General features: G+C 48.1%; 15 protein-coding genes. 3 read left to right on the top strand and 12 right to left on the bottom strand.

What is annotated here, in order from left to right; genetic code table 11:
- Positions 1–6 precede the first annotated feature (6 nt).
- From rpsA to trpS, 12 genes are all read right to left on the bottom strand, one after another.
- Positions 7–1,104, bottom strand: a complete 1,098-nt coding sequence (rpsA, locus tag VSQ32_02770; protein MEH2941801.1) for a 30S ribosomal protein S1 — start codon at positions 1,102–1,104, stop codon at positions 7–9.
- A complete protein-coding gene (ispH, locus tag VSQ32_02765; protein MEH2941800.1) occupies positions 1,085–1,942 on the bottom strand; it encodes a 4-hydroxy-3-methylbut-2-enyl diphosphate reductase in 858 nt (285 codons plus the stop codon). Before ispH ends, rpsA begins: the two co-directional genes overlap by 20 nt.
- A 52-nt stretch (positions 1,943–1,994) precedes the next feature.
- Positions 1,995–2,666 (bottom strand): (d)CMP kinase, encoded by a 672-nt coding sequence (cmk, locus tag VSQ32_02760; GenBank protein ID MEH2941799.1) that lies wholly within the window; start codon positions 2,664–2,666, stop codon positions 1,995–1,997.
- 46 nt (positions 2,667–2,712) lie between these two features.
- A complete protein-coding gene (locus VSQ32_02755; GenBank protein MEH2941798.1) occupies positions 2,713–3,945 on the bottom strand; it encodes an NAD(P)/FAD-dependent oxidoreductase in 1,233 nt (410 codons plus the stop codon).
- An 18-nt stretch (positions 3,946–3,963) separates the two neighbouring features.
- A complete protein-coding gene (locus VSQ32_02750; protein ID MEH2941797.1) occupies positions 3,964–4,851 on the bottom strand; it encodes a MurR/RpiR family transcriptional regulator in 888 nt (295 codons plus the stop codon).
- Between the two features lie 113 nt (positions 4,852–4,964).
- On the bottom strand, positions 4,965–6,380 hold the full coding sequence (locus VSQ32_02745) for an oxaloacetate decarboxylase subunit alpha (protein ID MEH2941796.1): 1,416 nt from the start codon (positions 6,378–6,380) through the stop codon (positions 4,965–4,967).
- 165 nt (positions 6,381–6,545) lie between these two features.
- On the bottom strand, positions 6,546–7,694 hold the full coding sequence (locus VSQ32_02740) for a sodium ion-translocating decarboxylase subunit beta (GenBank protein ID MEH2941795.1): 1,149 nt from the start codon (positions 7,692–7,694) through the stop codon (positions 6,546–6,548).
- A 16-nt stretch (positions 7,695–7,710) separates the two neighbouring features.
- Positions 7,711–8,091 carry an acetyl-CoA carboxylase biotin carboxyl carrier protein subunit gene (locus tag VSQ32_02735; protein MEH2941794.1) on the bottom strand — a complete coding sequence of 127 codons (381 nt, stop codon included), beginning with the start codon at positions 8,089–8,091 and terminating at the stop codon, positions 7,711–7,713.
- A 24-nt stretch (positions 8,092–8,115) separates the two neighbouring features.
- Complete coding sequence (locus VSQ32_02730) at positions 8,116–8,829, bottom strand: OadG family protein (protein ID MEH2941793.1); 714 nt, start codon at positions 8,827–8,829, stop codon at positions 8,116–8,118.
- Between the two features lie 13 nt (positions 8,830–8,842).
- Positions 8,843–10,276 (bottom strand): carboxyl transferase domain-containing protein, encoded by a 1,434-nt coding sequence (locus VSQ32_02725; protein MEH2941792.1) that lies wholly within the window; start codon positions 10,274–10,276, stop codon positions 8,843–8,845.
- 146 nt (positions 10,277–10,422) lie between these two features.
- Complete coding sequence (locus tag VSQ32_02720) at positions 10,423–11,724, bottom strand: D-alanyl-D-alanine carboxypeptidase family protein (GenBank protein ID MEH2941791.1); 1,302 nt, start codon at positions 11,722–11,724, stop codon at positions 10,423–10,425.
- A 121-nt stretch (positions 11,725–11,845) separates the two neighbouring features.
- Complete coding sequence (trpS, locus tag VSQ32_02715; GenBank protein ID MEH2941790.1) at positions 11,846–12,928, bottom strand: tryptophan--tRNA ligase; 1,083 nt, start codon at positions 12,926–12,928, stop codon at positions 11,846–11,848.
- 166 nt (positions 12,929–13,094) lie between these two features.
- Between trpS and VSQ32_02710 the strand changes: the two genes are divergently transcribed.
- From VSQ32_02710 to VSQ32_02700, 3 genes are all read left to right on the top strand, one after another.
- Positions 13,095–13,757 carry a hypothetical protein gene (locus VSQ32_02710; protein ID MEH2941789.1) on the top strand — a complete coding sequence of 221 codons (663 nt, stop codon included), beginning with the start codon at positions 13,095–13,097 and terminating at the stop codon, positions 13,755–13,757.
- Positions 13,758–14,067: 310 nt separating this feature from the next.
- Positions 14,068–14,655: a hypothetical protein gene (locus VSQ32_02705; protein MEH2941788.1), complete on the top strand. Its 588-nt coding sequence runs from the start codon at positions 14,068–14,070 to the stop codon at positions 14,653–14,655.
- A 1-nt stretch (position 14,656) separates the two neighbouring features.
- The gene (locus tag VSQ32_02700; protein MEH2941787.1) at positions 14,657–15,100 is read left to right on the top strand and encodes a hypothetical protein; all 444 of its coding nucleotides are present in this window, start codon (positions 14,657–14,659) and stop codon (positions 15,098–15,100) included.
- Positions 15,101–15,105: the final 5 nt, after the last annotated feature.

Raw genomic sequence — 15,105 nt, 5'->3', positions numbered from 1 at the left:
GTTCCCCTATTCTTCTACAGATTCTTCTGCGTCCTCCTGCACATCTTCTGACGGAGCAAGCAGTGCTTTGATACTCAGGCTGATTTTCCTGTCTTCTTCATTGAAGTCCACAATCTTAGCCTCAATTTCCTGGCCGATATTCAGTACGTCTGAAGGTTTCTCCACATGTTCTCTGGAAATCTGGGAAACATGCAGCAAAGCGTCCACGCCGGGAGCAAGTTCCACAAACGCTCCAAAGTCTGTCATTCTGGCAACAACACCTGTTACGATATTGCCTGCCGCATATCTGGAAGATGCGTCTTTCCAGGGATTCTCGTCTTCAAATTTCATACTCAGAGCAATCTTGTTCTCGTTGATATCTTTGATAAATACTTTTACCACATCGCCGACTTTAAATACCTTTCTGGGATTCTCCACTCTTCCCCAGGACATCTCGGAAATATGAAGAAGCCCGTCGGCGCCGCCCAGATCAATAAACGCACCGAAATCTGTTACATTTTTAACGGTTCCTTCCAGAACGTCTCCCACGCTAATCCGCTCAAAGAGCGCTTTCTGCAGTTCTGCCTTTTTCGCCAGAAGAAGCTGCTTCCTGTCTCCGATAATTCTTCTTCTGCGCGGATTGAATTCCGTAATCACAAATTCAATCTCCTGGTCTTTGTATTTGCCCAGATCCTTCTCGTATGTATCGGATACCAGGCTGGCAGGAATAAAAATTCTTGCCTCGTCGATAACCACGCCAAGACCGCCTTCCAGTACCTGCGCCACTTTTGCGGTAAGCACTTCCTGGGTATTGAATGCTTCTTCCAGACGTTTGCTGCCTTTCTCAGCCGCAAGGCGTTTGTAGGTCAGCATTACCTGTCCTTCGCCATCGTTCACTTTCAGGACTTTCGCTTCCATGGTATCTCCCACGGATACAACAGTAGTCAGGTCAACATTGGGTTCGTTTGTATACTCATTACGGGTAATAATTCCATCGGATTTGTAACCAATATTTAAGATGATCTCGTCTGGTTTCACATCAATAACGGTACCTTCGACTACCTCTCCATTCCTTATTGTTTTAAATGATTCTTCCAGCATTTGTTCAAAACTCATTTCTGACATTTTTTTGAACCTCCTCAATAATTTTGTTTGGGGTAGAAGCCCCTGCGGTAATACCTACGCTATTAATGGACCGTAATTCAGAGAAATCCAAATCTTTCAGTGTCTGTATATAGCAAGTATTTTCACATTCTTTTTTACATATTTCAAATAGCTTTTGCGTATTGGAACTGGTCTTTCCTCCAATTACAATCATGGCGTCCACCTGCCCGGCAATCTTCCTGGCTTCTGCCTGCCGCTCCTGTGTCGCATTGCAAATCGTATTTAAAACAATTATATCATAACCTTTTTTCCCGATAATTTCAACTAGTTCTTTAAATTTCTTGTTGTTAAATGTCGTCTGAGAGACGATACACACCCTTTTTTTTCCTTTCAGGGTAAAATTTTCCGCTTCTTCCTCTGTGGAAATCACCGTTGTCTCTTCCATGTTGTGACTCCAGCCCTGGATTCCTTCCACTTCCGGATGGCTGCTGTTGCCGATAATTACCACATGGCAGCCTTCCCGGCTGTACTGCTCCACAATCCGGTGTATTTTCAGCACAAAGGGACAGGTGGCGTCCACACAGGGAATATGTTCTGATTCCAGCAGCTCATAGACCTTTCTGCCTACTCCGTGAGAACGGATAATCACCGTTCCGTCTTTGCAGTTTCTCAGATTTTCCAGTCCTTCCACCACCCGGACCCCTTTCTGCTCCAGGTCATGTACCACTTCTTCATTGTGTATAATGGGACCGTAGGTATAAATTCTGCCTCCGTTCTGCTCTGTCTGCTCATAAACCGTATCCACCGCCCGTTTCACGCCAAAACAGAACCCGGCAGTTTCTGCCAGTATCACCTTCATATTCCGGATTCCTTTCTTCAAAATAATCCTGAGCCATATCTTTACCGATACATTACTGCTGCATGGATGTTCTGACCAGGGCCAGGATTTCTGCCGCCACTTCTTCAATGGTCATATCAGAACTGTCAATCAGCACCGCATCCTCTGCCTGCCTTAAAGGAGAAATCTCCCGGTTCATATCCTGTTCATCCCGCTTTCGGATATCCTCGCAGATTTCATCCAATTCACAGTCCATGCCTTTCTCCTGCAACTCCAGAAATCTCCGTTTCCCTCTTGTTTCCACACTGGCGGTCAGATAAACCTTCACCTGAGCCTCCGGCAACACGCAGGTGCCGATATCCCGCCCGTCCATAATCAAATCTGTGGTACGGGCCATGTCCCGCTGAAGCTGGGTGAGCTTTTCCCGGACTTTGCTGTAAACACTGGTCCGGGACGCCATATTTCCCACTTCCTCCGTGCGAATCAGCCCGTTTACATTCTCTCCGTTGAGAAACACCTGCTGCTCTCCCTGCCGACTGGAAAGGGTAACGGTAATCCGGTCACAGGCTTCGCTGATGGCCCCCTCGTCTTCCGGTGATATTCCCTCCCGCAGGAAGAACAACGCCATTGCACGGTACATGGCTCCTGTGTCCACATATATATAAGATAAGGCTTCTGCCACTTTTCTGGCAATGGTACTTTTGCCTGCCCCGGCAGGCCCGTCAACTGCTATGTTAAATGCCATATTTTCTCCATTCTTTTCTTCCGGCAGTATGCTTTGCCGGATTATTTTATCTCACACTGTCCCCCGCCAGATACCCGGTGGACCAGGCAATCTGCAGATTAAATCCTCCGGTCAGGGCGTCCACATCCAGCACTTCACCTGCAAAATACAGCCCCTGCACCAGTCTGGACTCCATGGTGGAGGGATTGATTTCCTTTACGGAAACGCCGCCTCTGGTGATAATTGCTTCGTTGAAGTCCCGCAGCCCTGTGAGGGTCATGGGCAGTGACTTGATTAATGCTGCAAAATTCCGGCGTTCCTCTCTGGTGATTTCATTGATTTTTTTGTCCGGATGAATTCCGCTTAAGGATACCATCACAGGAAGCAGCTTTCCGGGGAACAGCTTCTGCACTCCGTTTTTGAACTGACGGTTCCTGTTTTCTTCAAAATCCCGCAGAATCCGCCTGTCAAGCTGTTCCGGCGTCATGGCCGGCTTCAAATCAATTTCCATGGACATGGGAAACTGTTCCATACGGCCGCTGACCAGACTGCTGGCACTGAGGATGAGGGGGCCGCTGACCCCATAATGGGTAAACAGCATTTCCCCGAATTCTTCGTAAAGTACCTTCTTTCCTGTCCGGATGCGCACCCGGACATTCCGAAGGGACAGGCCCTGCAGCTCTTTTACCCAGGGCTCTCCGGTCTCAAAAGGTACCAGCGCCGGTCTCAGTTCCGTTACCTGATGGCCGCATTCCCTGGCAAAACGGTAACCGTCTCCGGTGGAACCGGTGGAAGGATAGGAACAGCCTCCGGTGGCCACAATCACAGCATCGGCTTTCAGAATTGTTCCGTCTGACAGGCGAACGCCCGTAATACGGTTTTCCGACTCCATCAGCAGCTCCTGCACTCTGGTATGGAGACGCAGTTTCACGCCCCTTTCTTCCATCACCTTCTGCAGGGTCCGTATCACATCTGAAGCATGGTCTGACGCCGGAAATACCCGTTCTCCCCGCTCTGTTTTGGTGGCAAGGCCGTGAGATTCAAAAAAATCAGTTACCTGCGTATTGCTGAAACTGTAAAATGCACTGTACAGGAATTTCCCGTTATGCAGGACCGATTTGAACAAATCCTCCGTATCGCAGGCATTGGTCAGATTGCAGCGGCCCTTGCCGGTAATATAGATTTTTTTACCCAGTTTCTCATTCTGCTCCAGCAGCAGAACATGGTGTCCCCGGTCTGCGGACTGAATGGCCGCCATCATTCCCGCCGCCCCGCCGCCGATTACAATTATTTTACTCATACATTTATCTTTCTATCCTTACATATCGGACATATAATTAATCTCGTCATTGCCATTAATCTGATATTCTTCCCATACCTGCTCCAGTAATTCCAGCCTCTTTACCACTTCGTCCTGCTTTTTCATGCAGACAGCCAGAAGAAGGGCGTTGATGACGCTCATGGGCGCTGTCAGGGAGTCCAGAATGGAGGACATATCGCTTTTGGCAATCAGATTGCAGGAGGAATACAGGTTCATGGGAGAATGTACGCTGTCTGTCAGGGTAATGACCCTTGCGCTGCGGTTATTGGCCAGTTCCATGGCTTTCAGAGTCCGTATGGAATATCTTGGAAAACTGATTCCAATCATCACGTCTTCCCTGCCAATATGCACCATCTGTTCCAGCAGTTCACTGGAGCTGCTGGTGTGGAGCAGACGTACATCGTCAAACATCATATTCAGATAAAAAGCCAGAAATTCCGCCAGAGGCGCACAGCTCCGAATCCCCAGCACATAAATATGCCGGGCGCTTAACAGGATATCCACAGCCAGGTCAAAAGCATGTTCGTCAATGTGCTCCAGAGTATTTTTAACCCTTTCCATATCGGATTTCAGTACCGTTTCCAGAATTTCAGACTGGCTGATCCGCCCGTACACGTCCTCCATCCGGTGAACCGCATGTAATTTATCCTGCACCAGTTCTCCCATGGCCCGCTGAAATTCCGGATATCCTCTGTAACCTAAATGAGAAGCAAAACGGACAACTGTAGATTCACTGACGCCCACCACCTGTCCCAGTCTGGCTGCAGTCAGGAATGCCGCTTTGTCATAATTATCTGTAATGTAAGCAGCCAGAAGTTTCTGCCCTTTGCTCAAACTTCCGTACCGTTCATTGATCCGGTTCAATAATTCGTTACCGCCGCTCATTCTGTTTTCCTCGATTTCTGTTTTTAAAAATCCCTCCTGCGGTATTTACACCACAGGAGGAATTTATATTTTCTTATAAGATAAAAACAATTATGCGTTTCCGGCCTGTTTTCCTACACCGGGTAAGCGCCGTTTTTGGTGTCTGCCACTGCGGCGTCCACTCCGGTCTGCTGCGCTTCCCTGTATTTGAAAAATTCTGTGGCAACCTGCGGGAACAGTGCATAGGACAGCACATCTTCATCCTGCTGCTTCCACTGCTTCATTTCTTCTTCAATCTTGTGCAGTTCAGGTTCCAGCAAATCCGCATACCGGCAGGTAATGGCATTCTTCTTGTCCTCGCCCAGTACCTTGTCGATTACTTCCGGATTGAATGGTTTTACGGTCTGACCATATTTTCCAAGCAATACGTCTTTGGTCTCTTTGGTAGCCACTTTGTAGCGTTCGCCCATCAGTACGTTGAATACAGCCTGTGTTCCCACAATCTGGGAAGAAGGTGTAACCAGAGGAGGCTCGCCCAAATCTTTGCGCACCCGCGGAATTTCTTCCAGCACTTCCATGTACTTGTCTTCTGCATTCTGCTCTTTCAGCTGGGATACCATGTTGCTGAGCATTCCGCCCGGTACCTGATACAGCAGCGTCTGAATATCCACACCCAGTACCTTGGGGTTCATCAGGCCGCTCTTTAACGCTTCTTCTCTCATGGGACGGAAATAATCTGCAATTTCCTTTAACAGCATCTGGTCAAAGCCCGGATCCATCGGGGTTCCCTTAAATGCTTCCGCCATAACCTCTGTTGCCGGCTGGCTGGTGCCCAGTGCAAAGGGAGACATTGCGGTATCAATAATGTCGCAGCCTGCTTCCACTGCCTTCATGTAGGTCATGGAAGCAACGCCGGAGGTATAATGGGTATGCAGTTCAACCGGAAGGCTGGTAGCTGATTTCAGGGATTTCACCAGTTCTTCTGCCTTATAAGGAGTCAGAAGCCCTGCCATATCCTTGATACAGATGGAATTTGCTCCCATCTCCTCAATCTTTCTGGCCATGTCTGTCCAGTATTCCAGCGTGTAGGCGTCTCCCAGCGTATAGGAAAGGGCAACCTGTGCATGTCCTTTCTCTTTGTTGGTGGCGGTTACTGCTGTCTGCAGGTTTCTCAAATCGTTCAGACAGTCAAAAATACGGATAATATCAATTCCGTTGGCGATAGATTTCTGTACAAAATACTCCACCACATCGTCTGCATAGGGACGGTAACCCAGAATATTCTGTCCGCGGAACAGCATCTGCAGTTTGGTTTTCTTAAATCCTGCTTTTAATTTGCGCAGACGGTCCCAGGGATCTTCCTTCAGGAAACGCAGGGACGCATCGAAGGTAGCTCCGCCCCAGCACTCTACTGCGTGATAGCCTACCTGGTCCATTTTGTCAATAATCGGCAGCATCTGTTCTGTTGTCATACGGGTGGCAATCAGAGACTGATGTGCATCACGTAATACGGTTTCTGTAATCTTAACCGGTTTTTTATTTTCAGCCATGACTTATTCCTCTCATTCTGCCGCCTGGCGGCTTCTAAACTTTATGACGGACTGTTCGAAACACAGCCGCATAAACTCCATATGCGGTACGCCTCACAGGATATTCTGTACATCACTGCAGGCCCGGCCTGTATTCCGGACAGCCACGGTTATTAAAGGTTATTCCTAAATTCCAAAAATTGCCATAAATACGCCGGCTGCCACTGCAGTACCGATAACTCCGGCAACATTCGGTCCCATTGCATGCATCAGCAGGAAGTTGGTGGGATCTTCTTCCGCACCTACCTTCTGGGATACACGGGCTGCCATAGGCACTGCGGATACACCGGCAGAACCAATCAGCGGATTAATCTTTCCTCCGGTAACTTTACACAGTATTTTGCCAAACAGCACTCCTGCTGCAGTACCGAACATAAAGGCAATCAGTCCCAGAGCCACAATCTTTAAAGTTGTGATATTCAGGAATGCCTCCGCACTGGTGGTTGCTCCTACAGAAGTTCCCAGCAGAATAACCACGATATACATCATTGCATTGGATGCAGTCTCAGATAACTGGCGTACCACACCGGATTCACGGAACAGGTTTCCTAACATCAGCATACCAACCAGGGGCGCTGTGGTGGGCAGGATAATACATACCACTGCCGTAACAATGATGGGGAACAGGATTTTCTCCAGCTTGGAAACAGGGCGCAGATTCTGCATTTTGATGGCGCGCTCCTGCTTCGTGGTAAAGAGTTTCATAATAGGCGGCTGAATAATAGGCACTAACGCCATATAGGAATAAGCCGCTACGGCAATGGGCCCCATCAGTCCCGTCTGCCCCAGTTTTCCTGCAAGGAAAATGGAAGTAGGACCGTCCGCACCGCCGATAATGGATACGGCTGCCGCTGCCTTATCGTTAAATCCTAACAGAATTGCCATAAAGTACGCACCGAAAATACCGAACTGTGCGGCTGCTCCCAGCAGAAAACTGATGGGATTGGCAATCAGCGGGCCAAAGTCTGTCATGGCTCCCACACCCATGAAAATCAGGGAAGGAAGAATCGACCACTCATCCAGTGAATAGAAATAATAAAGTAAACCACCTACGCCATTGCTGGTCTCTTCCGGCGAAGCAATAATGTCCGGATAAATATTTACCAGCAACATACCAAACGCAATCGGAACCAGCAGCAAAGGCTCAAATCCTTTCTTAATCGCAAGGAAAAGAAACACAAACGCCACCAGAATCATGACATAGTTTCCCCAGGTCAGGTTGAAGAATGCTGTCTGGTGCAGGAGGTTTGATAAAGTTTCTCCTACGTAACTCATATTTTACCTCCAATAATTAATTATTCAAAGTTGCCAGCAGCGCACCTGCTTCTACTGCCTGTCCAACGGTTACGTCAATGCTTGCCACCGTTCCGTCTTCCGGTGCAACGACAGGCGTTTCCATCTTCATAACTTCCAGTACCAGAATGGTATCGCCGCGTTTTACTGCTGCGCCCGGCTTGCTGTCGATACTGAATACTTTTCCTGCTGCGCCTGCTTCAATCTTTACATTTCCTGCTCCGCCTGCTGCCGGGGCCGGTGCTGCTGCGGGAGCTGCCGGTGCTGCTGCGGGAGTCGCTGCTCTTCCGGGTGCCGCCGGTGCTGCTGCGCCTGCGCCGTTTTCTTCTACAGTAACATCATAAACGTTTCCATTAACAGTAATTGTATAACTTTTCATTTTCGTTTCCTCCTGAATTTACAATTAAAATCTTCTTTTGATGGAACGTACTACAAAATCGTCTGTAGAAGTTCCGGTAGATGCTGCAATCGCCGCCGCGATTACTGCTGCCAGTTCCAAATCGTCCTGTGCGCCCATGGCTTCTTCCACTGAAGGAGGAACCGGAGCCACAGGTTCTTTTGCAGGCGCTGCTTTCGTCTCTTTCCCTTTCTCAAAATAAGAGAGGAATTTAAAACAGCTGATAATCAGAGAAATCAGAATCAGTACCGCAAACACCACGCCCATACCCATCAGGGTATTCAGGGCCGCATTAGTCATTTTCTCTCCGAGGGTCTGTACCTGGTCCACGGTAATATCTTCCAGCTCCATATTGTGGGCCTTATAAACATAAGTCAGAATAACCGGACGGTTCTCATAAATAATTTCCTGTTCGCAGGTCAGGGTCTTACCGGACTTTGTAATCTTAAACTCGCCCAGTTCCACATATGCTCCCACATCCTCCTGCGCTTCCTCCCAACGGGTAATCAGGTTCACCATTGTCTCATCATTGGATGCAAGACAGGCCGCTTTCTCGGATTCTGACATGGACTGTAGAATATCCACGGTATTCTCGCATGAACCTTTCAACTGATCATAGGTGAAACCATTGTAATCAACCTTGGTGGGGTCTTCTCCACATGCTGTTAAGCCGAGCATGATCAGGCACATACTCAGAATCAGCAATATTTTCTTTTTCATAAACTTCACCTTTCTACTTTGCTGCATGTTTTCTAACCGGTTCACCTGTTCCCTTTGTATAAAGCATTTCAAATGCTGCCACCGCATATTTTCTGGTGTCATCCGGTGCGATAATCAGGTCAACCTGTCCCCGGCCTGCCGCTGTCTCCACGGAAGACTGAAGCTTCTCATAGGCTTTTGCTTTCTCTGCAATGACGTCTGCGGACGCTCCGTCATACATAATCTTCGCAGCCTGTCCTGCGTCCATCATGCCGACTTTGCTTCCTTCCCATGCGTACACAAGATCTGCGCCGATGGATTTGCTGTTCATCATCACATAAGCGCTGCCGTAAGCAGTTCCCACAATAATATTTACCTTCGGAACGGTTGCTCCTGCAAATGCCGCTGTCATCCCTGCCATTGCTTTGGCCAGATTCCGCTCGGAGCATTCCGTTGCCGCAAAACCTTCCACATTGGTCAGGGAAAGCACCGGAATATCAAAAGCATCGCAGAAACTGATAAACTCTGCCGCTTTGTTGCAGCCTCTTGCTGTCAGCACTTTGTCAAAACTTTCTGTTTTCTCGCCATTTTCGTCATAAACTGCAGAGGCATTGGCCACCGCACCTATGGTTCTGCCGTTTAACCGGATAAAGCCGGTCACCATATTGCGTGCATAATTCTTCCTGGTCTCCACAAAGAGATTGTCGTCTGCAATATGGGTCAGGGCCAGTCTGGTATCTTCCCGGCAGCCGGAAAGATTCTCGCATACCCGGTTCAGATCATCTGCGCATTCCTCTTCTCTTCCGCCTTCCCCATTGTTGCCTGGCAGAATGCATACCAGCTCACGGATTGCGGCCAGAATCTCTTCTGTGGTTCCCACACCGTCGATACATCCGTTATTGCTCTCCTGATATGCCGCGTCTGCCGTATCGCATCTGGAAACATGGTTTCCCTTAATTGCATTGGGAGAATTCACAAACATTCTTCCTTTTTCTTTTTCCACAAAAGCGAAGTCGCTCAGTGCAGGTACAACGGAAAGTCCGCCGCCGCAGTTGCCAAATACCGCACAAATCTGAGGTACCACCCCGCTTGCCGCTGCCTGAGCCCCGTAAATTTCACCAAATCCGTTCAGCGCATCCACGGATTCCTGCAGACGCATACCGCCGCAGTCAATCAGGCCAATCACAGGCGCCCCCATTTTTACTGCCATTTTATAAACAGCAGTAATCTTCTTACTGTGCATTTCACCGATGGTTCCGTTCAGCACGGAAGCATCCTGGCTGTACACGTACACCAGATTGCCATCAATCAGACCATATCCGGTGATGACTCCATCGGATGGAGTTTCAGACTGATTTAAGTCAAAGTCTGTGTTTCTTGCAGTTACCAGAGCTCCGATTTCCATAAAACTTTGCTCGTCAAGAAGACCGGAAATTCTCTGTCTTGCTGAGTTGGTAGAATTACTCATTACTTAAACCTCCATAATGTATTTTATAATTTTACAAAATTTTCTTCCGATTGTAATTGTATCTCTTTTGACGGAATTTTTCAATAGATATTTCAGGAAATTTGTTAAATATTTCACTAATCTGGCAATCCAGGTTATCGTTTTTGTCATCCTGCCTGTTCTGTCTCAAAATACAGTTCTTTTTCCATAAAAAATAATTTCAGAAGATACTCTTTGTACCAGGAAGGCTGCAGCTTTTTTGCAGCTTTTGCAGCATAAATGGGAACCTCCCCAATCTGACGCTCTCCCAGGTAATATGTAACCCTGCCAAGCTGCTGCCCTTCTCTGACCGGAGCTTTCACCTGCTCAGGAATCTCATAGATGGTCCGCACTTCTTCGTCTGTCCGCTTCAGCACCCGTATCTTTTCTTCTTTTACAAGAAGGGGAATGGTTACTTCCTGATAAAGCCTTCCGTTCTCCGGCTCCGCCTCCTCCACTGTCACGTTCGGAAATTCCCTGTCATATTCATATACATCTTCACAATGGTAATGTTCCAGCCCGTAATTCATCAGCTCTTTCGTATCGGCCCATTTCCAGGTCTTATGATTGGGCCAGCCGCAGGCCAGGAGGGCCACAATAAAAGTACGGTCTTCTCTCTGCAGCGCGCCCACATAGCAGTAGCCTGCATTTCCGGTAAATCCGGTTTTCCCGGACAATGCTCCTTCCATCATCTGCAGAAACGCGTTGTGGTTATTGCAGTTATAATGCCTGGTACCCGCCAGATTCGAAAACTGATAAGAAGGCGTACGGGTAATTTCCAGAAATTCTCTGTTCTGAATACAGTAGCTCATAATTCTGGCCAGATCTTCCGCTGTGGTTCCGTGCACTCCCGTCCCGTCGCTGGCGTCCAGGCCGTTGGGCGTAATGAAATAAGTATCTTTGCAGCCCAGTTCATCTGCTTTCTGATTCATTTTTGCGGCAAATCCTTCTACGGAGCCTCCAATATGCTCCGCAATGGCAACTGCCGAATCGTTATGAGATTCCAGCATCAGGGAATACAGCAAATCTTTCAGCCGAAAACTGTCATCTTTGCTCATACCAAGACGCACCTGGGGCATGGAAGCCGCATAGCTGCTGACTTTTACCTCACTCTCCAAATCGCCCTCCTCCAGCGCCAGAATACAGGTCATAATTTTGGTGGTGCTGGCATTGGGCATATGCTCGTATCCATTTTTTTCATAAAGTATCCGTCCGCTTTCCCCATCCATCAGCACTGCCGATTTTGCATAAAGGCTGAATTCGGGCTGCTGGGATACGGCTGCTTCCTGGGGCTGTTCCTGCACGTTCTGTTCTTCTGCAAACACAAGGGGTACCGGACCCGTTTTGCCCCTTTCCATGATTTGCGTCAGGAAGCAGAAATAAATCAGTGCCATTCCCAGATATTTCCGTATTTTTTTCCTTTTTTTCATAGCTGTTCATTCCTGTGGGTGTATTTTCCCTTCATTATATGAAAAAACAGCCGGACATAGACTCTTTTATTTCAGAGTCCTGTTCGGCTGTTTTCCCGGAACTTCTGTCCGCTCATGTTTTTTATCTGAATTTCTCCGCCTGCTCCCGGATTAATTCCGCATCCGCAAAATAATTGATTTTCATGGCGGAGCGCACCTTATCCAGTGTCCCGGCTGCTGCTTTCTCCGCTTCTTCACTTCCCTTTTTCAGCACCTCATAGATATAGGGAATGTCTTTCTGCAGTTCTTTTCTGCGGCTGCGGATGGGCTCCAGCACTTCCTGCAATACATTGTTCAGGAATTTCTTCACTTTCACATCCCCAAGGCCGCCCCGCCGGTAATGGGCTTTCAGTTCATCCAGATTTGCATAATCCGGCAGATACCGCTCAAAATGTCCGTCCTGGCAGAAAGCATCCAGATATGTGAATACGGTATTGCCTTCCAGAGAACCCGGATCTTCCACCCGCAGATGGTTGGGGTCTGTGAACATGCTCATGACCTTTTTCTTAATCTCCTCCGGTTCCTCTGAGAGGTAAATGCAATTGCCCAGAGATTTGCTCATTTTGGCTTTTCCATCGGTACCGGGAAGCCGCATACACGCCTGGTTCTCCGGCAGCAGCACTTTTGGCTCCACCAGAGTTTCCCCGTATACAGTATTGAATTTGTGTACGATTTCCCTGGTCTGCTCAATCATGGGAAGCTGGTCTTCTCCTACAGGAACCGTAGTCGCCTGAAATGCGGTAATATCTGCCGCCTGGCTGATGGGATAAGTGAAAAACCCAACGGGAATGCTGGCTTCAAAATTGCGCATCTGAATCTCAGCCTTTACCGTGGGATTCCGCTGTAATCTTGATACGGTAACCAGATTCATATAGTAAAAGGATAACTCGCATAACTGGGGTATCTGAGACTGGATAAACAGTGTGGATTTCTCCGGCTCCAGTCCGCAGGCCATGTAATCCAGGGCCACTTCCACCACATTCTGGCGTACCTTCTCCGGATGTTCCGCATTGTCCGTCAGTGCCTGGGCGTCTGCAATCATAATAAACACCTTATCGTATTCCCCGGAATTCTGCAATTCCACTCTGCGCCGCAGAGAGCCCACATAATGGCCTACGTGGAGTTTTCCGGTGGGTCTGTCGCCTGTTAAAATAATTTTGCTCATAATATTATTCCTCGCCTGTCCGTATTCAAAATAAATCATACTATTTACTTTACTCCCTATTCTAATCATACTTTTTCCTTCTGTCAACAAACATTTCCGGCAGAACCATATCCATGGTAGACTGAATCAGGGCAATATGCTATCATAGTTGCGGAGGTGATTTTACATGCGCTATCATCATCTGCGCTTTGACATCTGGCTGTGCCTGCTTCTGGCTCTGTTTGTCAGTATTCTGCCTGCTAATCTTACGGAACGTTTTCTCTCCCGGAACTATGAAAATTATGTGGAAGAACATACTGTGCCGGAAGGAGAAATCGGCGGCATGGCGGGAAGTGATATTTTCCGTGCACAGTCCATTGAGGATCTGGAAACCCACGATACCTTTACGGTGGTGTCTCCGGGCATCGAATACCGCAACCGGGGCGCCGGGTATTACGGCAATTATTATCTCTATGCCCTGACCCTTCCCTCCGGCGAACGGGTGGCCGCTGCCATCAATATGGAAAATGTTCGGACAGAAGGAGACTATTATTCCGGCGAAGCCACCCTTCCCGTGGGAAGAATCATACGGGAAGACCTGGCTTCCAGTGAAAATTTCATCAGCCAGATTGAGCACAGCGAACCTTTGAGCCGCAGGGATTTTTACATCGACATGATGGGCAGCGGCGGAACTGTCAGCCAGGATGATTACACAGGGCCTGTCGTAATGCTGGCACGAATCCTGACCGTTCTTATCTTTTTCCCCCTGTTCCATGCCCTGGGCTCCAAATTTGGAATATTCCCGGCATTTTTCACCAGAGGGAAAAAACAGACTTCTGAATGGGAGTAATACATTGCGGAATTCAATAATTGTATTAATTTCATGTACAATCCAGAAGATTTTAATATAAATATTTTTTCATACAAAAGGTAAGAAATGCATTTCAGCACCATGGAGGTAAGACTCAGATAACCATGGAATCCTTTGCTGAACATGGTTATCTGCAGTCGGAGGCTTACCGGAATGTCCGGTGCGTCCGGCATTTCGGCCTTTTGTATGAGGAAAATATTTAAGAGAAACTATGGCAGTTGTACATGAAATTTTGGTAATTGAACAGTTTCGCAATTATCTGAATATTATCAAAAAGGAGACATGAGTTATGAACAACGAACCTGTAAAGAAAATCAACGTACCTTATCTTCTGTCCTACATACTGGTACCTGTCCTGATAACAGCCCTCTGTTTCTGGCTGGGCTATACCTTTTTCCACGACGGAGGCACCGGAGCGGTCATCCTGTTCATGGTACCGCCTGTTCTGTCCCTGTTATGGTGGATTTTCGGCGGAAAGCTGATTTTCAAAGGAAAAAGAAAGAAACTGTTAAAGGAACTTGAGCAGAATGGTTTCTGCCCCAATCATACCTTTGACAGCGATATCTGCACGGTAATCGTGGATATTGAACACGGAAAGCTGGCCCTGATTTTTTTCTGGAATCCATTTCGGAACTATGTCCTTCCCGCCAGACGGATTGATAAAATCCGGACAGATGACGGAAAATCCGGCGCCGGTTTTATGACGGGCAGCAGCCGGGTCAGCTTCCTGTTCACGGTAGACAATATCCGAATCCGGGTCAACACCTTTACCTCCAACAAACGCTGGCGCATGGACAGCGAGTACATTCTTACCGGAATTTCAAAAGCCGATATGATGGCAAATGTGCTGAAAGAAGCGAAAGAGAGGTCTGTCTGATATGGGTATTTTCCGGAAAATGCGTTCTGTCTTTCACGATGACTGGTGCAATCTCTGCCAGAGCGAAATGGACGTGCTGCACAGGCAGCTTTATGCTCTGCCGGATATGACCGTAGACCATTACACCTCTCATGATAATCCTGACTACTACCGGAATCATCTGATTCCGGTGGAGAAAAAGGCTCAGATACCCGCCGGAGTTTATGCCTGCGGCCTTCACGTCTACCGCTGCCCTGTCTGCGGGCACCGCCGGACAAAGCTCACCACGTTTCTCCCGGTACGTGACCAGGAAAAAATGGAAGAAATCCTGTTTTTTGACCATGGAGAACTGGATGATTTTATTTACCGGCAGACCGGAGGCTCTCCTGATTTTCACAGGAAAGCCGGGGACTGCCGGTGCGACTGCGCTGATTCCAGAATCTGCGGTCCCTACAGCCAGGAGTAGCATAC

The organism is Lachnospiraceae bacterium JLR.KK002, assembly GCA_036941025.1.
Taxonomy (GTDB): Bacteria; Bacillota; Clostridia; order Lachnospirales; family Lachnospiraceae; genus Petralouisia.
The sequence above is the reverse complement of the archived record's forward strand: the minus strand, read 5'-3'. Positions and strand labels throughout refer to the sequence as shown.